This is a genomic window from Brevundimonas sp. (assembly GCF_036732845.1).
GTDB lineage: Bacteria > Pseudomonadota > Alphaproteobacteria > Caulobacterales > Caulobacteraceae > Brevundimonas.
In genome coordinates this window covers 25,135-44,784 of record NZ_DAINBO010000005.1, presented here as the reverse complement: position 1 = coordinate 44,784, position 19,650 = coordinate 25,135, and the positions used below count along the sequence as shown (strand labels likewise).

At 68.1% G+C, this 19,650-nt stretch carries 16 protein-coding genes; 2 read left to right on the top strand and 14 right to left on the bottom strand.

Annotation, left to right across the window (positions count from 1 at the left end):
* Positions 1-99 precede the first annotated feature (99 nt).
* Positions 100-2,325 carry an adenosylcobalamin-dependent ribonucleoside-diphosphate reductase gene (locus V7D63_RS03165; RefSeq protein ID WP_333590801.1) on the bottom strand — a complete coding sequence of 742 codons (2,226 nt, stop codon included), beginning with the start codon at positions 2,323-2,325 and terminating at the stop codon, positions 100-102.
* A 162-nt stretch (positions 2,326-2,487) separates the two neighbouring features.
* Between V7D63_RS03165 and V7D63_RS03160 the strand changes: the two genes are divergently transcribed.
* Positions 2,488-2,985: a hemerythrin domain-containing protein gene (locus V7D63_RS03160; RefSeq protein ID WP_333590800.1), complete on the top strand. Its 498-nt coding sequence runs from the start codon at positions 2,488-2,490 to the stop codon at positions 2,983-2,985.
* On the opposite strand, the gene V7D63_RS03155 is transcribed toward V7D63_RS03160, so the two are convergent.
* The 8 genes from V7D63_RS03155 to V7D63_RS03120 all read right to left on the bottom strand — a co-directional run bounded on the left by V7D63_RS03155 (position 2,982) and on the right by V7D63_RS03120 (position 10,038).
* Positions 2,982-4,169, bottom strand: coding sequence for a molybdopterin molybdotransferase MoeA (locus V7D63_RS03155; RefSeq protein ID WP_333590799.1), 1,188 nt, complete (start codon positions 4,167-4,169; stop codon positions 2,982-2,984). The two genes, V7D63_RS03160 and V7D63_RS03155, sit on opposite strands and share 4 nt — an antisense overlap.
* Positions 4,170-4,493: 324 nt before the next feature.
* Positions 4,494-4,970 (bottom strand): cyclic pyranopterin monophosphate synthase MoaC, encoded by a 477-nt coding sequence (gene moaC, locus V7D63_RS03150; protein WP_333590798.1) that lies wholly within the window; start codon positions 4,968-4,970, stop codon positions 4,494-4,496.
* Positions 4,967-5,503 carry a molybdenum cofactor biosynthesis protein B gene (gene moaB, locus V7D63_RS03145; RefSeq protein WP_333590797.1) on the bottom strand — a complete coding sequence of 179 codons (537 nt, stop codon included), beginning with the start codon at positions 5,501-5,503 and terminating at the stop codon, positions 4,967-4,969. The genes moaC and moaB overlap by 4 nt, the downstream gene beginning before the upstream one ends.
* On the bottom strand, positions 5,503-5,964 hold the full coding sequence (locus V7D63_RS03140) for a molybdenum cofactor biosynthesis protein MoaE (protein ID WP_333590796.1): 462 nt from the start codon (positions 5,962-5,964) through the stop codon (positions 5,503-5,505). Before V7D63_RS03140 ends, moaB begins: the two co-directional genes overlap by 1 nt.
* A 3-nt stretch (positions 5,965-5,967) precedes the next feature.
* Positions 5,968-6,219, bottom strand: coding sequence for a MoaD/ThiS family protein (locus V7D63_RS03135; protein WP_333590795.1), 252 nt, complete (start codon positions 6,217-6,219; stop codon positions 5,968-5,970).
* A gap of 5 nt (positions 6,220-6,224) precedes the next feature.
* Positions 6,225-8,060, bottom strand: coding sequence for a pyridoxal phosphate-dependent decarboxylase family protein (locus V7D63_RS03130; protein ID WP_333590794.1), 1,836 nt, complete (start codon positions 8,058-8,060; stop codon positions 6,225-6,227).
* A 95-nt stretch (positions 8,061-8,155) separates the two neighbouring features.
* A complete protein-coding gene (locus tag V7D63_RS03125; protein WP_333590793.1) occupies positions 8,156-9,664 on the bottom strand; it encodes a carotenoid oxygenase family protein in 1,509 nt (502 codons plus the stop codon).
* The gene (locus V7D63_RS03120; protein WP_333590792.1) at positions 9,661-10,038 is read right to left on the bottom strand and encodes a DUF2141 domain-containing protein; all 378 of its coding nucleotides are present in this window, start codon (positions 10,036-10,038) and stop codon (positions 9,661-9,663) included. Before V7D63_RS03120 ends, V7D63_RS03125 begins: the two co-directional genes overlap by 4 nt.
* Before the next feature lie 294 nt (positions 10,039-10,332).
* Between V7D63_RS03120 and V7D63_RS03115 the strand changes: the two genes are divergently transcribed.
* Positions 10,333-11,121 carry a LytTR family DNA-binding domain-containing protein gene (locus V7D63_RS03115; protein ID WP_333590791.1) on the top strand — a complete coding sequence of 263 codons (789 nt, stop codon included), beginning with the start codon at positions 10,333-10,335 and terminating at the stop codon, positions 11,119-11,121.
* Positions 11,122-11,172: 51 nt separating this feature from the next.
* On the opposite strand, the gene V7D63_RS03110 is transcribed toward V7D63_RS03115, so the two are convergent.
* The 5 genes from V7D63_RS03110 to V7D63_RS03090 form a co-directional block, all read right to left on the bottom strand.
* Positions 11,173-11,946 (bottom strand): hypothetical protein, encoded by a 774-nt coding sequence (locus tag V7D63_RS03110; protein ID WP_333590790.1) that lies wholly within the window; start codon positions 11,944-11,946, stop codon positions 11,173-11,175.
* Between the two features lie 413 nt (positions 11,947-12,359).
* Complete coding sequence (locus tag V7D63_RS03105) at positions 12,360-16,019, bottom strand: hypothetical protein (protein WP_333590789.1); 3,660 nt, start codon at positions 16,017-16,019, stop codon at positions 12,360-12,362.
* Complete coding sequence (locus tag V7D63_RS03100) at positions 16,016-17,599, bottom strand: hypothetical protein (RefSeq protein WP_333590788.1); 1,584 nt, start codon at positions 17,597-17,599, stop codon at positions 16,016-16,018. The genes V7D63_RS03105 and V7D63_RS03100 overlap by 4 nt, the downstream gene beginning before the upstream one ends.
* Positions 17,596-18,120, bottom strand: coding sequence for a hypothetical protein (locus V7D63_RS03095; protein ID WP_333590787.1), 525 nt, complete (start codon positions 18,118-18,120; stop codon positions 17,596-17,598). Before V7D63_RS03095 ends, V7D63_RS03100 begins: the two co-directional genes overlap by 4 nt.
* 42 nt (positions 18,121-18,162) lie before the next feature.
* Positions 18,163-19,410, bottom strand: coding sequence for a hypothetical protein (locus V7D63_RS03090; protein WP_333590786.1), 1,248 nt, complete (start codon positions 19,408-19,410; stop codon positions 18,163-18,165).
* Positions 19,411-19,650: the final 240 nt, after the last annotated feature.

Sequence of the window (19,650 nt, the reverse complement as noted above, 5' to 3'; positions counted from 1 at the left end):
CGGGTCCTCACTCTAGAGGACGGGTCCGTGATCGTACTTGACCGGCGCGAACCGGTTCCTTGTCGTCGATCAAGGAACCGGCCGTTTCCTCATCCGCGGCTAGCCGCAGCGCGAATAACCGCACGACAGGCAGGTGTCGCACCCCTCCTTGCGCAACAGGCCAGGCGTGCCGCACTGCGGACAGGCGAGGCGCGACGCCGTCGGCGGCGTCTCGGCGACGGCCATGGGCGCCGGTTCAACGGCCTGGCCGTCGATGCCCATGTGGCGGGCGATGACGTCGCCGATGGCGGCCGGGATCGAGGGGATGTAGGCGCCGTCCATCCACGCCCCTCCGGCCGGATCGAACACCGCCTTCAACTCCTCGGCCACGAAGCCGACGTCGCCGCCGCGCCGGAACACCGCCGAGATCATCCGCGTCAGGGCCACGGTCCAGGCGTAGTGGGCCATGTTCTTGGAGTTGACGAAGATCTCGAACGGACGCGGCCCGTCCTGGTCGCCCTCGATGTCGTTGATGGTCACATAGACGGCGTGCGCGTCCAGCGGCCAGCGCACCTTATAGGTCGATCCGGTCAGCCGCTTCGGGCGCGGCTCCAGCGGCGGCGCAGCGACGACCGGGGCGGCGGCGGCCGGTTCGGCCACGCTGAGCACCGAACCGGTGATGGCGTTGGGCCGATAGGTCGTCAGACCCTTGCACCCCATGTTGAAGCCCTGGACATAGACGTCGCCGAAGGCCTCGAAACTGATGTCCTCGGGGCAGTTGATGGTCTTGGAGATCGAGCTGTCGACCAGGCCTTGCGCGGCGGCCTGCATCCGCAGGTGATCCATCGGCGTCAGGGTCTGGGCGCTGACGAAGGCGGGGTCCAGCGGAACGTCGTCGCCCTTCACCCGCTTCCAGACTGACAGGGCGTAGTCCTGGACCGCCTCTTCGCGCCGCGAACCGTCCGGTTGCAGCACCTTGCGCACATAGTCGAAGGCGAACACCGGCTCGATGCCCGACGAGACGTTGCCGGCCAGCAGAGAGGTGGTGCCGGTCGGGGCGATCGAGGTCAGGCAGCCGTTCCGAAGGCCGTGCTTGCGGATCAGGTCGCGGGTCTCGTCGTCCAGACGGGCCAGGTTGGGCTGGTCCAGCATCACCGGATCATAGTCGGGAAAGGCGCCCTTCTCGGCGGCCAGCTCGGCCGAGGCGCGATAGGCCTCGCGCTGGATGACGCCCAGCCAGCGCTCGGTCAGGGCGACCGCCGCGTCCGAGCCGTAACGCGCGCCGCAGAAGATCAGCGCATCGGCCAGGCCGGTGACCCCCAAGCCGATCCGCCGCTTGGCCTTGGCCTCGGCCTCTTGCGCCGGAAGGGGGAAGCGCGAAACGTCGATGACGTCGTCCAGCATCCGCACCGCCGTGCGCGTCAGATCGGCCAGCGCCGCCTCGTCCAACTCGGTCCCGGTCTCGAACGGATGGGGCGCCAGGCGCGCCAGATTGATCGATCCCAACAGACAGGCGCCGTAGGGCGGCAGCATCTGCTCGCCGCAGGGGTTGGAGGCCGAGATGGTCTCGCAGTGAGCCAGGTTGTTGGCGGCGTTGACCCGGTCGATGAAGATCACCCCCGGTTCGGCCGCGTCATAGGTGGCGCGCATCAGCCGCGCCCACAGATCGGCGGCGCGCACGGTGCGGAAGGTCTGACCCTTGAAGGTCAACGGCCAGTCGGCGTTCGCCGCCAGCGCCGCCATGAAGGCGTCGGTGACCAGCACCGAAACGTTGAAATTGCGCAGCCGCGCCGGGTCGCGCTTGGCGTCGATGAAGGCTTCGATATCCGGGTGGTCGATGCGCAGGCAGCCCATCATGGCCCCGCGCCGCTGACCGGCCGACATGATGGTGCGGCACATCGAATCCCACACGTCCATGAAGCTGAGCGGACCCGACGCCTCAGCCCCGACACCCTTCACCGCCGCGCCCGCCGGCCGCACGGTGGAGAAGTCCATGCCGACCCCGCCGCCCTGCTGCATGGTGACGGCGGCCTCGCGCAGATGTTCAAAGATGCCGTTCAGGTCGTCGGGCACGGTTCCCATGACGAAGCAGTTGAACAGGGTGACGGATCGCCCCGTCCCCGCCCCGGCGATGATCCGACCGGCCGGCAGGAAACGATAGCCCTCCAGCGCCTCGCGGAACCGCGCCCGCCAGCGCGCGCGCGTCTTGGCTGGTTCGGCCTCGGCCAGGGCCGCCGCGATGCGGTCCCAGGTCGCCGAAACCGTGTCGTCCCCGCCCCCTTCACGCGGATTGAAGCGGTATTTCCCGTTCCAGATTTCACCGGCCAGGGGGTTGTCGAACGCCATGTCTCGCTCCCGTCAAAAGAGACCCAAGGCTTCCTGATTCCCTGCGGCGTCCGAAAGCCGCGCGGCGCAGGCGAGACGACGAACTCGGTCAAGGCGGCGATTGATCCGCCTCAATCCAGATCACGCGCTTCAGGCCTATCTGGGCGCGAAAGGAGCCGTCCGATGGCCTTGCCGCACCCGATTCCGGCCCAGGCGTCGCCGCCGACCGAGGATCTGATCGCCAACATCTTGGTGCGACGCCACGCCGCGCATCGACGGCTTCTGACCAAGGCGATCCGACTGGCGACGCGGGTTGAGCGCGCCCACGCCGTCCACGACGCCTGTCCGCACGGCCTGGCCGACCTTCTGCTCCTGATCAGCGACGATCTGGAGGATCACCAGCAGAAGGAGGAGGCCGTGCTGTTCCCGCTGATGCTGTCGGGCGCGGCGGCGTCGCTGGCGGGTCCGCTGTCACGGATGCGGCGCGATCACGACGACCTGATCGATCTGGCCGAGGGTCTGAGCGCCCTGACCGACGGCTTCACCCCGCCCTCCGGCGCCTGCGCGGCCTGGTGCGCCCTCTACGCCGTCTGCGCCCAGCTCGACGTCGGCTTGAACGCCGACATCACCCTGGAGAACGAGGTGCTGTTTCCGCGTTTCGGCGCGCGGGCGCCAGTCTAGAAGTCCAGAACCGAGACCATCTCTCCGACCTCGGCGGCGGGCGCCGACGGACGGCGGCGTATCAGCACGTCGGCCGCCGCCAGGGCGCGCTGAGAGCCGGAATCCTGGTCGCTCAGCGCCTCGACGCGACCGTTCTGAATACGGCCGCGCTCTAGCGTCTCGCGGTCGCCGACAGGCTTCAGCGGCGCGCCCAGGGCCGCTTCGCGCCAGGCCAGGGCCTCAAGCGGATCGCGCCCCGAAAGTCCGGCCAGCAGCGGCGCAAGGAACAGGCGGCCCGTGACCATGGCCGAGGTCGGATTGCCCGGCAGCCCCAGCACCAGCCGATCACCGGCGCGCGCGAACCAGACCGGCTTGCCCGGCTTGATCGCGACCTTGGCGAAGATCAGGTCCAGCGCGCCGTCGGGGAACATGGACTTGGCGAAATCCCGCTCTCCGACCGAGGCGCCGCCCGTGACCACCACCACATCGGCGTCATCCAGGGCCTGGCGCGCCGCGATCTCCAGGGCCTGGGGATCGTCGGGAAGCCGACGGCGGCCGACCACCTGGCCGCCCCAGGCCAGGACCAGGCCCATGACCCCGAACGAGACGCTTTCTGGAATGGCGCCGGGCGTCTTCAAGGCCCGCCCCGGCTCGGCCAGTTCATCGCCGGTGCCCAGGATGACGACCCGCGGACGGCGATGCACCCGCACATGATCCCGGTCGGCGGCGGCGGCGGCGACCAGCGCCCGCGCGTCCAGCCGCCGTCCCGGCTCCACAAGGATGTCGCCCGTCCGAAAATCCGACCCCGCCGCGCGGATATGACGCGCCGGGCCGGGCGCCGCCTCGAACACGGCCCAGTCGCCGTCGGCCCGCACCTGTTCCTGGATCACCACCCGGTCGGCGCCGGGCGGGACCGGGGCGCCGGTGAAGATGCGCGCGCAGGTTCCGGCCTCCAGCGGCGCCGGGTCCGCCGCACCGGCGAAAATCCGCGCGACGACCGGCAGGCGCGCGGGCGTCGTCGTCAGGTCTGCGTCGAGCACGGCGTAACCGTCCATCGCCGACACCGCCGCCCGGGGAGCATCGCCGCGCGCCGTCAGCGGTTCGGCCAGCACACGGCCGTAGGCGGTTTCCAATCCGACCGGCTCGTCACCCAGCGGACGCGCCCGCGCCAGCACCCGCGACAACCCTTCATCCAGCGAAATCATATGAAGTCCTTCAGAAACGCCGCACCGCGATAGCCGCAAGGCCCGCATCGACGATTGCCTTCAATCAAGCGGGGATCGCAACTTCATCACGGCGCTGCTCGGCCACAGCGACTAGGGTTTCGGCCATCGTCGAGCGCTCGATTCCATCCCCGGTCCGAGCCTGGGCGACCGGTTGGATCGGGTCCTGCTCCCGCCCCAGCCATGGTGAGGCGGTGACGACGATAGTTTGAGTTCCTTGTCGCCGCCTCATTCCCATCCTCATGCTCCGTTCCCGCCAAGCCGCGTAGCTGGTCCCGTCCCGCCCTGCCCTGACGGGCCGAGGGGCTAGATCGGCGCGGTCCAGTCGCCGGACTTGCCGCCGGTCTTGGAGATCAGGCGGATGTCGCGGATGACCATGCCCTTATCCGCCGCCTTGAGCATGTCGTAGAGCGTCAGACAGGCGACCGACACGGCGGTCAACGCCTCCATCTCCACGCCGGTGACGCCGGTCAGCCGCACCTCTGAACGCACGTGAAAACCGGGCGGATCGGCCGTCGGCGTGACCACGACCGTCGCCTTTTCCAGCATCAGCGGATGACACAACGGGATCAGGTCGGAAGTCCGCTTGGCGGCCATGACGCCGGCGATCTCGGCGGCGGCGACCACCGCCCCCTTGGGCGCCGCGCCTTCGACGACCAGGGCCAGGGTGTCGGGCGCGCAGTCGATCCGCCCTTCGGCCACGGCGACGCGGCGGGTGGCGGCTTTGTCGCCGACATCGACCATGCGCACGCGCCCGTCCTTGTCCAGGTGGGTCAGGCTCACGGGCAGATGCCCCGATAGCGCGGGATCTGACCGACCAGGGAACAGGGCCTGAAGCGGCTGTCCAGCTCTTCGGCCAGCACCATGTCCCAGGCGTCGCGACAGGCCCCGGTCGAGCCGGGCACGCAGAAGACGAAGGTGTCCTCGGCCTGACCGGCGAAGGCGCGCGACTGCAAGGTCGCGACCCCGACGGTCTTCAGACTGGCCATATGGAAGACCACCGCAAACCCGTCCAGCTCGCGCCGGAACAGCGGCTTGAGCGCTTCGGGCGTGACGTCGCGCGGCGAAAAGCCGGTGCCGCCGGTGGTGATCACCACATCGACCCCCTCGTCCTCGACCCACAGCCGAACCTGGGCGCGGATCGCCTCGACCTCGTCCTTGACGATGACCTTGCCCGCCAGGACGTGACCGGCGCTCTGAAGCCGTTCGGCCAGCAGGGCGCCCGAGGTGTCGGTCGTCTCGTCGCGCGTGTCCGACACGGTCAGCACCGCGATGTTCAGGGGGTGGAAGGGCAGGTCCGCCTGTATTCCGGCCATCAGTCGCTCCAACGCGCCCGATCGGCGCGATCCTGTTCGGTGGGTTCGATCCAGCGGCCGCCGTCGGGACCGCTCTCATGTTTCCAGAACATGGCCTCGGTCTTCAACCGATCCATCAGATAATCCGCCGCGAAAAAGGCCTGACGCCGATGCGGCGAGGCGACGGCCACGAAGACGATGGTCTCGCCGGGCGTGATCTCTCCGCCGCGATGCACGACCAGGACGTCGCTGACGTCGAAACGCGCCGCGGCCGCATCGGCCAGGGTCGTCAACGACCGCGCCGTCATCACCGGGTGCCAGTCCAGCCGCAACCGCTCCACCGCCGCGCCGTCCTTGCCGCGCCCACGCGCCAGGCCGGTGAAGGACACCACCGCGCCGTCGGCGTCACGCCCCGTCAGGAACGCCGCCAGCTCCGCGCCCGCGTCCAGCCGCCCCGCCTCCAGCCGCGCCTCGACCGCCACCGATCAACCCCCTGAAACGATCGAGAAGAAGACGACATCCTGACCGGATTTCACGCCCGCGTCGTCCTCGACGACGATGGAATCGACCGCCGCCCGGATCTGGGGATTGAGCAGGATCGCCGCGGCCTCGTCCTGGCGGGCCAGTTCGGCGCGGATCTCGCCGACGGTGATGTCATCGGCGGCGAAGACCATGGCGCGTTCGCGCCCCAGCCGGTCGGCGATCTCGCCATAGAAGGAAACCGATAGCCGGATCATGTCGATCAGTCCTTCACCGATGCGGTCTCGACCGCTTGCAGGGCCGAAGCCAGTTCCGCGACGAACAGCGCCGCCATCTCATCGCGCATCACAGGATCGCACCAGTAGGGACTCATCACCACCAGACGGATGACCGACAGCTCATCACTGTCATCGGCGCCGCCATGACCGGCCAGATGGGCGGTCTTCAGCGCGGCGCAATCGCGACCCAGGGTGGTGCGCGACACGGCGAAGGCCGGAGACTCCTGGAAATAGGCGAAGACCGCCCCGGTTCGGGCGTTTGAAACGCTGAGCGGCTCACCCGCTTCGGCCAGGGTGAAACAGGCGATGTTGGCGTCGCCGGGCAGGAACCGCGCCTGGGGCACGGCTCGCGCCACCGCATCTTCCAGCGCTCGCCGGGCCTCGATCGTGCCGGCCAGGACCGCGCCCAGGCCGTCGGGACCCAGCCCCAGCGTCTCGGCCGTCAGCCAGGTCGCCGATGCGCCCGCCGCCGAACGCGACCCCTCCAGCGTCGAGGCCCATTTGCCCGCCCCCAGTTCGGGCCGATGCAGATAGGGCGCATCAAAGGCCGAGACGGCGTAACTCTGGGCGTCGGACGTCAGGAAGGCCCCGCAGGCATAGGGGATGTAGCCCAGCTTGTGCGGGTCGATGGTGATGGAATCGGCGCGCGGCAACGCCCGCAGGGCCGCGACCACATCAGGCGTCAGCGCCGCCTCGGACGCCCCGTCCAAAAGGGCGCGGAAGAAGCCGCCATAAGCGGCGTCCACATGCCGCCAGATGCGCCAGCCGTATTCCCGCTCCCACGCATCCAGCCGGTCGAACAGGCCGTCGATCGGATCGACCGCCGACATCTCGGTCGTGCCCGCCACGCCGACCGTCATCAGCACCGGACGGCCCTGGTCGCGCGCCTGAAGCACCAGACGCTCGAAATCCTCCAGATCCAGCCTGCCGCGCGCGTCCAGCCGCACGCTCCACAGCGCCTCGGCGCCCAGGCCGAACAGATTGACCGCCTTGTTCCACGAATAGTGCCGATTGCCCGGCGCGATCACCACCGGTCCCAGATAGTCGATCCCCGAGGCGCGGCTGATGCGGCGGCCGACGTCCAGCGGATTGCTGGCCATGGCGCTGGCCTGTTTCAACTCGGTCTCGGTGAAGCCGTGCTCGCGCCACAGGTCACGGAACCGGTCCCAGCCCATGTGCGCGGCCGCGAACGGATCGAGCCGTTCGCCTCGCGTCTCGCTGATGTGCAGCGCCATCGCCAGCCAGTGATCCAGCCGATAGCGCGCGCGCCACATGGCCTCGAAATTGGCCACCGTCCCGCCCGAGGTGAAATGCCCCTGGGCCTGGTCGGGATCATAGCCCAGCATCGTCGCCAGATGGGCGACCGCCTCGGTCTCGATCACGCTGCCGACGCGGCTGGCCTCGCGCGAGGTGTTGTTGGGATTGTGCAGCATGGCCGCGAACCAGCCCAGGATGGCCGGCAGCGACAGGTCCGACTTCATGTGGGCGATGTAGCGCGGCGTGAAGGTCGGGGTCTCTTCGGTCAGGGCCTCGCGCAGGACCGCCAGGCGCTCCGAAAGGCGATCATGACCGACCCCCGCCGCGACCGGCTCCTCGGTCTCGCCCGACGACTGGAAGCGGCGCTTTCGCCAGTCGAACCAGTGATCCAGCATCGCCAGCATCTCGTCGCGCAGCCATGGCGCATGTTCGGAGCGCGCGCCGGGGAAATGCTGCTGGGCGAAGGCCGTCGGGACCTGGCGGGCGGCGGCCGGATTCATCGTCGAAGACATCATGGCCCGCCCATAGCGGGTCAGGGCGGGATCGCTCTTGTCATGTGTCAAACCCGGCCTTCACGACCGTCAATACGACCGCCCGCCAGGGCCGATGCGGCGCCGCGAACAGACGCCGCACCGATGTCTCCCGTCGATGATCAAGCCTAGCCCGTTCTGAAATGCCCATGCAGGCCCAGCGGCATGGGCGTGTCCAGCCACGCCCTGGCGATGAAGCCGTCACCAGGGCGCGCGGCGTCAAAGATCGTCAGCGCGCTCTTCTGCGCCGTCCAGTTGAGCGCGGTTCCGACAAGCCACCCGTCATCCTCGTCCTGGGCGCCCGGTCTCGGCACGAAGACATGCTCCTCCACCATCCAGTCGGGACCATAGTCGAAATACTGGTTCCCGCCGCGCTCCAGATCGATCTTGACGACCGCATCGAACCAATCCTGGCGCGCGGGGTTCTGAAAGGCCGTCGCATAGACATAGCGGTTCCTGCGCGTCTCGAACCGCGGATTGATCGTGGGGAACTCGACCCGATCCTGCAGCCGTTCAAACCGGGGCGCGCCTCGCGGCGGCAACGACGCCCGGTACGAGACGGCCTGCCAGGCGGGAAACAGCCCAGACATCGGCTTGAAGAATTCCAGCATCAGATCACCGTCGGGGCTGTGGACGATGTCGAAATTGATCGTACCGTCGTCCTCTTCCCAGGCGTTGCCGAAGTGAAAGGCGAAACCGCTCGGCAGCTCGGATTCTCGGACGAGTTCAAACGTCTCCCTGTCGAAAACATGCACCCGCATGGGCTTGTCCGGCGCGGCGCGCAGCGATCCGAAACTGCCGCTTTCAAAGGAGCGAACACCCTGTGTCCGCGTCGAACACTGGATCAGAACCAGCGACCGACGGGTCAACAGGAAGTCGTGAAAATAGCCCTCCTGGCCCAGAGGCTGGATCTTGAATTTCTCCAGTTCGCCTGAGCGCCCGAGCCGATACAACAGAACGCGCTGACCCAAGGACCCGACATTCCACAGTCGGCCGTCATCGCCGCGTCTGGGGTGGGCGGAAAACGGCGCGCCGTCGATCTCGCTGTTCCATCGAACCAAGCCCAAGGTGTCCAATGTCTCGGGGTCCAGACGCATGGCGCTTCCCCCTTCCCACAAGGCCCAGGTCTCGCCGCCCATGCTGATGACGCTGGTGTTCGACGGATTGGTGCTGTTCGCCCCGGTAAAGGCCGCCGTGGGCGTGATCCCGCCCCCGGACACCGGCAACAGGAAACGGCTCGCCGCATTCTCCAGCGCATATTTCGAGGTTTGGATGAAACGGCTCCGATAGCTCACGGCCCCGTCGTGAATTCGCCACCGCTGCATCAAGCCGTCACCGTCGAACCAGTGCCGGTACCGGACGCCCTCCCGCTCGAACATCGCGGGACCGTTGCGGAAGAAGCCGCCCGCCAGGTCCGCGGGGACCTCGCCCTCGACAACCAGACGGGCCGTGTCCAACTCGCGGCCGTTGCTGAAGGCGACGAGGCGCGGATCGACGACCGTCGCATCGGCGTACGCGGATCGCGCCGCACCGCCCTGGGCTTGCGCGTGCGTCGCCGTCATGGCGGTCGTGACGCCGGCCGCCGCCGCGAGGGCCAGGAAGGCGCGTCGATCCGGCTGTTCTGCGCCGCCGCTCATGGCGCATAGACCAGAACGGCCGTGGCGGAGGCGTCAGCGGCCACGCTCACCTTCATGACGTCGAACGGAGGAATTCCCCCCTGCACCACGGGCACGTTCGAGAAACCGTAGCCCTCCAGGGGCACGCCGATCACGTTCATGTCGACCTTGCCGTTGGCGTTCTCGTCATGGAAAAGCTGGACGGCGTAGTCTCCGGCGGGAAGGTCGGGGAACACCATCACATTGGTCCCGGCCACGGCGTCCTGGACGCCGAATGATATCCGCCGAGGCGCCTCGCCGTCCTGGGACCGCCCCAGCAGTTCGGCGCGGAGTTGACCTGAAGCCGAGCGCACGCCCTCGACCCGCAGCGTCAAGGCATAGCGCCCTTTGGTCATCTCCGTGGGCTGTTGGGCATGTGTGCAGCTCGGCAGCGCGGCCAGCATCAGCACACAGACAAGTCGTTCGATACGTCGCATCGTGGGTTCACCTAGGGGGATCTGGAGCGGGGCGTCGTCGCCGTCCGCCAGCCGATCTGGCGATGCGGCGCATGTGCCGCCAAGGGTCGAATTCGTGAGCTGCCGTTCACGCTTCGTGGGGTGTTTTCGATTTTCGCGAACGGTCTGGAAATCACCACATCAGACCCAGCGCCGATGTTGGCCCGCCGTCTTGGTTGATCTATGAGCCGAGACGTGGGGTTCGACGTGAACAGCGAGACGCGATCCAAGGACGGTCGGCCGGCTTTGCGCCTGCTCGCCGTGCCGGTGGCCGTGGGCGCCGTGACGGGCGCGCTGCTCAGCATCATCGCGCCCTATGAAACGGGGGCGATATTTTCGCCCTGGCAAGGTCTGCTTTTTTGGACATGGTCCAGTGTCGTCGCCGCCCTGTTGCTGACCGCTTGCGGCGAGGCGGTCTCGACCATCGGCGGTGAGAACCGCGTACCGAAATACATCGCGATTTCGGTGGCCACGGTCGTCGCAGCGGTTCCGATCACTCTGATCGTCTACGCCACGGCGCCGGCCATCGACGACGACATCAAGCTGCTGCCCTTTTGGCAGTTGTTTCCGTCGGTGCTGATCCTCTGCATTCCCTTGCAGATCGTTCTCACGCTTTTGTCTGGCCGCCGGGTCGGCGACGTCGCCAAGGTCGCCGAAACCGCGCCGGGCCTGCGCTCGCCGCTCCTGGACAAGCTGCCCGCAACGCTCGGGCGAGACATTCTGTGCATGAAGATGGAGGACCACTACCTCCGCGTCTTCACGGCCAAGGGCGACGCCCTGATCCTGATGCGGATGGGCGATGCGGAGGCCGCGCTTGGGTCGGCGGGCCAACGTGTTCATCGCAGTTGGTGGGTGGCCCGCGAGGCGGTGCGAAGCGTCAAGACCTCGAACAACGCGGACTGTCTGATCCTCAGCAACGGGTTGGAAGTGCCCGTCTCACGATCACGACGCCAAGGGCTTCGGGACAAGGGCTGGCTTCATTGAAAACGGCTCACGGGCGCGGTGACCGCTCCCGTTCAAGAAGGCTCGTCCACTCTAGTCCCGCAGGCCGCCGATGACGCCCTTTTCAGAGACGACCAGCAGGCCGTCGCTGAAGCGGCCTAGGCCCGCGCGTTCCAGCTTGGGGTTGCGGCTGCCGTCGGCCTGAAAATGGAACGCGCACCGCGCGTCCTCGGGCATGGAGCGTTCGGCGTCGTACATGCTGGAAAAGTTCGAGGCGAGTTCCGGTCCCGGAACGATCGCATAGTCGTCGCCCGCCAGCGGCAGGGCGATCAGCATGGCGCTGGAGGCGTCCTCGACCAGGCGACCGTCGGCGACATAGCGCGCGTCACGCTCTTCGGCGAAACGGACCAGACTCTTACGCGACCGCACCGCGGCGGCGTAGTGCGGCATCAGCGCCTGCAAGGCCCCGGCGTGGCGAGACGGCGCACCGGTGGCGAAGATGTCGGGCGCATCGTCATGGATGCGGGTCCGGCGTGGCTGGATGACGGGTTCGCTCGGCGCGTCCCGTTCCACCCTGGAGGGGTCGCCGCCGAACCCTTGGGCGCCGCGCGCCTCGTCATAGAAGCCGCCGGGCCGCTCAACGAAGTCCGCATCGCCGTCGGGCGCGTCGCCCCTCAACCGGCTCACTTCCGACTTCAGCTCCTCCATCTGGCGATAGAGCGCGACCAGAACGTCGACCAGGGTCGTGGCCGACCCGCGCGACAGGGCCTGGGTCTGGTTGATGAAGCCCCCGCGTTGACGCGCCAGCATGTCGGCGTGTCGCCCATCGGCGAACGCCTCGATCAGGACTTGTGGGGAACCGACCATGGCCAGCCTTCGCCTCTGCGAAAACATCAGGAAAATCACTACGGCCTGGAGCAGTACGATGAAGGCGCCCAGAACATACAAGGCCCAGTCAGCGCCCAGCCAAGCCACGATCGGAGACTGGACCTCGACCCTTTCGGATGAGTTAACCTCTTGGTTGTTTTGCTCGCCACCAGACACCAAAGGTGGAATTCGCCGATCAACCAGACTCTCATTCGTCGATGTCCGTTCAGGGCGCCCGGCAGCCTTGGCAGGCGGGGCGGCGTCCGGGGTCGTGTTCGCGGCGGTCGCGCCGGGACCCGCCGCGCGCGGGTCAGGACGGGCCTGCGCGGCCGTTTCTTCCTCCGGGGGCGACGCGGCTTGGGCCTGGGCGGCGGCGACGCTCAACAGCACCCAGGCGGCGAGACCGGCGGCCCTCATTGCGGGGCGCCTTGCGCCCGGCGCTCTCGCCGACTGAGACCCGAACTGGGCGCGCCGACGGACAGGCGGTTGTTGTAGCCGGGCGTGGTCAGGTCGCCGAGCAGATGGCGCAGGGCGCTGACGAACAGGGGTTCCAGCGGGACCTCTCCTCGAGCTTGCCCCTTCTGCACCGTGGCCAACAGCTTGTTGCGGATATTGGCCGCCGCGCTTTGATCGCCCCTGGCCTGGATGTCCAAGGCGAAGGTGCTGTGTTGGCCCAGGGCCTTCAGGAAGGTGTCGAACTCCGTCAGGTCCGGCCGGGACACCGAACCCTGATGCGGGAAATCGATGATGTCGGCCTCGGCCCCCATGACGACCGAGCCGATCTGCACCGCCAGGCCGGAGGGTTCAAAGTCCTGGGCCGCACGCTCATTGTCCTCCAGCACGATGGCGGCGTCGCGGATCACCATGCCGTTCGCCACCTCCAGCTTGGGGATCGGCGACATGAAGACGGACGGGCGGCGCGCCTGACCGTCCGCCGCCAGGCTGAAGAGCGTCAACAGCCGGCTGACGGGCGTTTCCGCGCGCGCGTCGGCGTGGTCTCCGTGCATCCGTTTGAACAGGCCCGCGCCGCGGCCGCACAGGGCGAAACCGCATGAGGTCAGCAGTTCCGGCCGCAGGTCGCCCTGGGCGATCAGGCCGCGCGCGACCAGACCCAGATACCAGGCCACCCCGCCCAGGAAGGTGAAGGCCGAACGGGTCAGGGCCTGGCATTCCTCGGTGCCCGAATTGTGCAGCCAATGCTCGTCCAGCGCCCTTTCGAGCACCGGGCCGCTGAACAACAGTTCGCCGACATGGGGCAGGCGATCTCGGCCGATCCCCTCGGACTCGTCGCCCGTCAGGATCTTGGCCCAGGCCCCCAGATTGAGACGGTCACGCAGCAGCGCCGGGTTCTTGATGACGTGGGCGGTGAAGAAGTCCTGGCCCGCGAGGCGCAGCGAACCGCGCCACAGCGGCCGGTTGTCGGCCCAGATCGCCACGTCCGTCGTGCCGCCGCCGATGTCCAGAACAATGTTCAGATCGCTGGCGACGAAGCTGTGATCGCCCAGGCCGCCGCTAAGCACATAGTTGGCGGCCGCCCGGCCTTCCGAATACAGGCCGCGGATCGGTTGGGTCTTGATTTCACCCATCCGCGCCTCGGCCGCCGGTCGAATGACCCGCAGCTCGCGCCGTAACAACTCCAGGAATTCGCCGCCGTCGGTCCTTTGCGCGTCAGGCCGCGAGAAGCGCCACTCCAGCAGATCGGGGTCCTTGTTGCGGGCCAGGGCCTCCACGCCGATCATCATCATCATCTGACGCAGGAAACGGCCCGCCAGGATACGGGATCGCGGCGACGGGTCCGACTTCAGGCCGAAGTCGGCGGTCGATCCGGTCTCGGAGCCATGGTGCCATTTCAGATTGAAGCTGGCCCGCGTCAGGACGCCCCGGAACTTCTTCTCGTCGTCATTGTCTTCCTTCAATTCGAGATCGGGCTGGAAGTAGATCAGCGACGAGAACAGGGTGCGATGGTCGTCCTCGCTGACGCCCGCGCGCTGGACCACGACGGTCGGCGTCGGCGTCGGCTTGTCCACCAGGGGAAAGAAGATTTCGGCGAACGGCCATCGCAGGCCACGCTCGGCCGCCGCGTTGCGCGCCGGTTCGCTGGACGTGATCGCCTCCAGCGTCCGCTTGCCGAACACCACCGGCAGTCCGTCCTCGAAACAGGCGACGGTGTTGGTCGTGCCGAAATCGACGGCGGCGATGCCCGCTTCATTCGCCGTCTCGATGACCGTGGGCCGCAACAGGGTCATGCCCGCCGGTTCCGCCGCCGATCCCTGACTTTCGGCATAGGCGAAGAAGATGGCCTCGAAGGCGAAGGGCGAGGACTGAAGCTCCTCGACGACCGCGTCGTTGTCGGGCCGGACCCGATTGTTCCAGGAAGACGCGAAACCCTTGCCCGCATAGGGTTCGGCCTCGCTGACGATGTCGTCGTCGGCGCACAAGGGACGGAAGGCCACCTCTTTCTGAAGCGGCGCCATCGGCTTCAGCATCTCCGCCAGCGCCCGTCCCGAGACGGCGAAGCGCGCGCGGATATTGTTCTCCATCTTGGTGGAGTAGTTCAGACGCGCGAAATACCAGTTCCATTTCGAGCTGGCGATGTCCGGCCACACCGCGGCCCCGCCATAGTTCCACTCCGCCTCATCGACACGTTCGCCCTGGCCGGGTTCGGGCTGGTCGGCATAGACGCGCCGCATGGTGAATTCGGCGGGCTTGACCACCCATCCGTCCGCGTGGCCGGGCGTGTTGGAGCGGTGGCCCTCCAGCTTCAGCTTCAGCGAAACGGATTCGCCGGACCCGCCTTCGGATCGGACCTCGATCGCCTCGGCCAGGTCGGACGGCTTCATCAACAGCAGGGCCAGCGGGGTCAGCGGCAACAGGGCGTCGCGCAGGCCGGAGGGGTGCCCCGGAACGACGGCCTTCAACGCCAGTCGCAGGAATTTGCGGGTGAACAGGGCCGACGGACGCGCGACCAGATAGTTGGCCTCGGCCGCCGCCGTCTGCACCTTCAGCAGCGCGGCCTCGCTGTCCAGCACTTCGGCCAGGGTGGTGCTGCCCCAGACCACGACGTCCCGCGCGGGCTTGCCGCGCGCCTCGGCCACGGCCGGATCGACCAGGATGACGCCCTTGAACGGCGCCGTCTCCGCGTCGAAGTCGGCGCGCAGCGCGACCCGGCATTCGGACAGCTCCGCCGGCGCCCCCAGATCGCCCTGGTCGCCCAGTTCGACGCTGGTGCGAACCAGTTCATAGAGGGGCGGCGCCCCGTCGCGAGGGCCTTGGCGCACCTTCAGCCGATAGGGGCTGTCCGCCTCGCCGCAGTCGTCGGCGAAATCGGTGATGTGATCCCGCAGACTGACATAGACGGGATCGTTGTGATCCGCGGTCAGGGTCTCCAGACCGTCCGCCAGATTGTCGAGATAGGTCTGCAAGGCGCGTCTCTGCACCGCCGACAAGGCGCGCTCGCCCTTCAGCTTCAGCGGGTTGATCCAGTGCGGCCCGGCCATCCAGGGCACGACGGGGATCGGCGTCCGGTCGCAGGCCCGGCCCGGCGACACCAGGCTGGCGGGGCTGAGCATGCCGATCAGCTTGGGCCGCTCATAGTTGCGGCGATCCTGGCTGTTGCGGCCCTTCACCGTCTCGATGTGGATCAGCCAGGGCGTCCGCCAGTCGGCCTGTGACGCGGCCGCCTCCTGGGGCAACACCTGGGTGGGCAGCAGGGCCAGCAGGACCCGATCCAGACGCGGCCCGTCCGCCTTCAGCCGCACCGGCCGCGTCGACAGCTTGTAGAAGTCGGCCATCAGGTGTTCGAGCGCGAACAGCGCCAGCAGGGCGCGCCATTTCTCGATCGTATCCGCCTCCAGCGGATGCTCGTCGGTGATCAGGGCGTCGGCGAAGGTTCGCGGCTGCGCCCAGGCGTCCGGCACGGATGTGACGTCCTGAACGCCGCCGCCCGCCTTGACGTCCAGTCGTGACCCCATCTCGGCCAGGGTGCCCGGCGACGGCATCCATTCACCGGCGCGGTCGGGATCGGGAAACGATCCCCGGGCCTTCAACGGGGGAAGGTTGTAGGTCCGGCTCATTCGGCCCTCTCCTTGGTCGGCGCCCGCGCCGCGTGATGCACCATGGCGGCCAGCCGACCGAAGCCCCTGTGCCCGGCGGCGGCATGGGTGTCGCGCAGGGCGCGGTTGGTCAGTTCGTCATGCAGGGCGGCGGCGGTGCGCGGCGGTTCGTTGTGATCCAGGGGCGACAGCGCGGCGTTGTACGCCTCGTTCGCGCGTTGATCCGACAGGCCGTCGACGATCTTGATGGGGCGCCGGGGTTGCCGCACATCGGCCTGTTCCTGAACGATCTCGGTGTTCCAGAGCTGGAATTTCAGGCCCGCGTCCTCGGCGTACAGACGCATGGCGCCGCACCACATCAACAGGCTGTCGAACAGCAGGATGAGGCGTTTCCTGGCCTCGTCGGTTTCCGTGGCCTGGAAGTCGACGTCCCGGGTCAGGTCCTGAAGCCAGCCCGCCTTCAGCTTGCCCAACAGGTTGCGGCGCCCCAGTTCAGGCTCCACCTGGAACCGCCACCACACCGCCGTGCGCAGCAACTGGCCCAGCCGGTCATAGGTGTCCTGGTGCCGCGCATGGGCCGCGCCGGGCAAGTCGCCCCAACCCACGACCCCCGGCTTGGCGCGGGCGCAGACCTTCACGGCGGTCCCGAACTCTTCCGAGGCTTCGATGACGGGCGCGTTGAAGAAGTCGAGCGCGGCCTGGGCGCCCAACAGTTCCGACGGCAGCGGCGGATTGATCTGGTCGTTGTCGCCGGGCGAGTGGTGCGGCAGTTTGAAGATCTTGTCGCTGCCGGCCAGATAGATGTGGTCGAAGACCGGTTCGCTCTTGAACAACTGGTTGTAGTATTGGAGCGCGGCCTGCGCCTGGGGCATCAGGTTGGCGGCCAGCACGACGTTGTCGGTTTCGTCCTCGGGATCGGCGAAGCTGAAATAGGGCAGCATCAGCGCCCCGCCCAGCTTCACCTTCTCGCCGTTGCGGGCGTCCTTGCGCAGCGCGTTGATCCGCCGCGCCAGGGTCGGAAACCCGGCCGCGCCGGTGCCGCCGAAGGCCGAACCGACCAGGAAGATGCGCACATCGCCGTCGATGGTCGCATTCTTCATCAGTTCGATCATGCGCTTCTTGAACAGGCCGTCGCCCAGTTCGAGGCTGGCCAGCATCGCCGCTGCGCCGACATGGGCGCGGCCGCGATAGCCCTGGGCCAAACCCATGTCCTGTTCCTCTCGGCCCTCCAGGAACAGCAGGTCCATCAGGGCTTGCCGGTCGGCGTCCAGACCGCCGCGATCCAGGATCTGGGCCAGACTGCCCTGCCCGTCGGCCGAGGGCTGCCAATAGGGATCGTCGTCGAACAGCGGCTCGATCTGCACCCGCCCCAGCGCGGTTCGGCTCCAGTCCAGCCGGTTGTCGGCGCTGAAGTCCTTTCTGAACTTCACCAGGTCGTAGAGCAGTTCGCGCGTGCGCGTCAGATTGCCGTTCGCCTTGTCCTGATCGACCAGGCCGACGATGACCTTGCTGGGTCCCAGCCCCGCGAAGAAGAGATAGAGCGCGGCCTCGACGACCTTGGCGCCGGTTCCCCCGACGCCGATGAGAACATTGGTGGTCATCCGCGCCTCCTCAGGCGATGCAGCACGGCCGCGCCAGGCACGGCCGCCGCCATGGCCGGGCGGGTCGCGAAGACGGTGCCCAGATAATAGGCCAGGGCGACCCCGCTCATCGTCAGGCCGACCGCCAGGGCCATGGTCGCGGGGTTCTGAAGCGCCACTTGAAGCGGGCGGCTCCACAAAACGAACCAGCCCGTCCCGCCGACGGCCGTCAGCCCCGTGACGAACAGACCGGCCCAGGCGCCGCGATAGGCCTCGGCCTGGCGGTCGTTGATCGGATCAGCCCGCAAGGTGATCCACACCCAGACCATGGACAGCAGCGCGCTGAGGGCGAAGGCCGCCGAGACCATGGGCAACAGCAATTGCCGCAGATCGTTGAGCGCCAGGCTGATCTGAAGGCGGCTGGACGCCGTCTCCATGAAGCTCTGGTTCAACGACTCTTCGCGGCCGCCGATCAGCCAGAGGCTGAGCGCCACGACGCCCCAGAACAGAAGATGCACCAGCACTGTCCGCAAGAAACGCATACGCCACCCCCTCTCAAAATGATCAAACCCAGGCCTCTGCCCCTAGCCTTCCGTGCGTACGATGAAGGCGAAGCCCGCCCCCGCGCCCGGCCCGCCGCGCGCCGTCAAGGCCCGGGCGTGGGCGCTTTCCAGAGCCTCGGCGAAACGGGCCAGCCCCAGCGTCGGCGCCAGGCCGTCGTCGCGATCCAGGGCGGCGCGTTCAGACTCGACCGACCAGTCGAAGGTCCAGTCGGCGCTGCGCATCCAGGCCGCGGCGGAACCCGCCCCTTGCCCCGGCGCCAGCGGAACCTCGCCCACGATCAGCAGCGTCTCGCTGGGAAGCCCGCGCGACTCCGCCTTGGGATCGAAGCGGAAGACGACATCGCCCGCCTCGTTTTGGCTCCAGTCGCCGTTCAACCGGCCGAGCGGGCGCCACGCCCGCGGCGCGCAGGCGCCGCCGCCGCCCTTGACCCAGACCGAAGCCGTCGCGGCGCGCACATCCAGCGGGCGAGCGACCTCTGCGTCCCTGCCCCTCTCGCTCCAAACGAGGCGAAGTGCGGGGGCGCTGGCGCCCGAGCCGCCGTCGCGTTTCAGCGTGTACTGAGAGATCGGCCCGACATCGACGCGCGGCAGGACCGCGGCCCTCTCCATGCCGACGCGGAACAGCGGGCCTTCCAGGTTCGCCGGTTGAGGCGTGACCGCCTGTTTCGGGTCCAGGCTGAACAGGGTGCGGCGAACGCGCCCCTCGCTGAAGGCGGTCTTCAGATAGTTGGCCGACCGCAGTTCGCGATCCAGGGCGGCGAGGCGGTCGGCCGGCCCGGCCGCGACGACATAGAGCGGACGACGCCGCGCCTCGACATTCCTGCGGCCGCTGGGAAGGCTGTCCAGGATCCGCCCCTGATAGGGCAGGTTGAAACCATAGACGGCGACGCTTCGGCCCGAGTCCATGATCCGACGCAGCGGCTCGCCCAGGGCGGCGGCGTCGCTAACGGCCTTCTGCCGATTGTCCATCCACAGGTCGCTGATCAGGATCGACAGTTGGTCCCGCCGGTCGCCCGCCATGCCTTCGAGCGCCGCGTCGATATGGCTGGCCCTGGCGTCATAGGCGCCGGCCCTCATGAGGCGGTCCAGCTCGGCCGCGGGCGCCTCGGTCATCGTCTCGCCTTCGCCGAACAACCTGTAGTTGGTCTGATCCGCGCCCCACGGCGGATATTTCAGAAGGTCGGGGATGAAGCTTTCCCGCGCGCCGCCCGCGCGCAGATAGCCCTGCATGCTGGCCGACCGGTCGAGATAGACGACCGCGCCGCTCATGGCGGCCGGGACGGCCTGGGCGGGGGCGTCGACCGGGATCCACGGCCTCGCAGCGGGGGGAAAACAGCCCCGGACGCCCTGAACGCCGTCGGCGGCCGGCGGCGGGCCGTCTTGGGTCTTCGCCAGGGGCAAACGATCGCATCCGGCGGCCCCCTGAAAGGCGCCCAGGCAGACGGTCCCTGCGACCAGTTTCTTCAGCAAGCTTGCCCCCATAGGTTGAACTATGGAACATGGTTCAAC

Excerpts from the sequence above, each read along its gene's own strand:
- V7D63_RS03165 (WP_333590801.1), bottom strand. The coding sequence starts at position 2,325 with ATGGCGTTCGACAACCCCCTGGCCGGTGAAATCTGGAACGGGAAATAC.
- V7D63_RS03160 (WP_333590800.1), top strand. The coding sequence starts at position 2,488 with ATGGCCTTGCCGCACCCGATTCCGGCCCAGGCGTCGCCGCCGACCGAG.
- V7D63_RS03155 (WP_333590799.1), bottom strand. The coding sequence starts at position 4,169 with ATGATTTCGCTGGATGAAGGGTTGTCGCGGGTGCTGGCGCGGGCGCGT.
- moaB (WP_333590797.1), bottom strand. The coding sequence starts at position 5,503 with ATGGCCGGAATACAGGCGGACCTGCCCTTCCACCCCCTGAACATCGCG.
- V7D63_RS03135 (WP_333590795.1), bottom strand. The coding sequence starts at position 6,219 with ATGATCCGGCTATCGGTTTCCTTCTATGGCGAGATCGCCGACCGGCTG.
- V7D63_RS03125 (WP_333590793.1), bottom strand. The coding sequence starts at position 9,664 with ATGAGCGGCGGCGCAGAACAGCCGGATCGACGCGCCTTCCTGGCCCTC.
- V7D63_RS03120 (WP_333590792.1), bottom strand. The coding sequence starts at position 10,038 with ATGACCAAAGGGCGCTATGCCTTGACGCTGCGGGTCGAGGGCGTGCGC.
- V7D63_RS03110 (WP_333590790.1), bottom strand. The coding sequence starts at position 11,946 with ATGGTCGGTTCCCCACAAGTCCTGATCGAGGCGTTCGCCGATGGGCGA.
- V7D63_RS03105 (WP_333590789.1), bottom strand. The coding sequence starts at position 16,019 with ATGAGCCGGACCTACAACCTTCCCCCGTTGAAGGCCCGGGGATCGTTT.
- V7D63_RS03100 (WP_333590788.1), bottom strand. The coding sequence starts at position 17,599 with ATGACCACCAATGTTCTCATCGGCGTCGGGGGAACCGGCGCCAAGGTC.
- V7D63_RS03095 (WP_333590787.1), bottom strand. The coding sequence starts at position 18,120 with ATGCGTTTCTTGCGGACAGTGCTGGTGCATCTTCTGTTCTGGGGCGTC.
- V7D63_RS03090 (WP_333590786.1), bottom strand. The coding sequence starts at position 19,410 with ATGAGCGGCGCGGTCGTCTATCTCGACCGGTCGGCCAGCATGCAGGGC.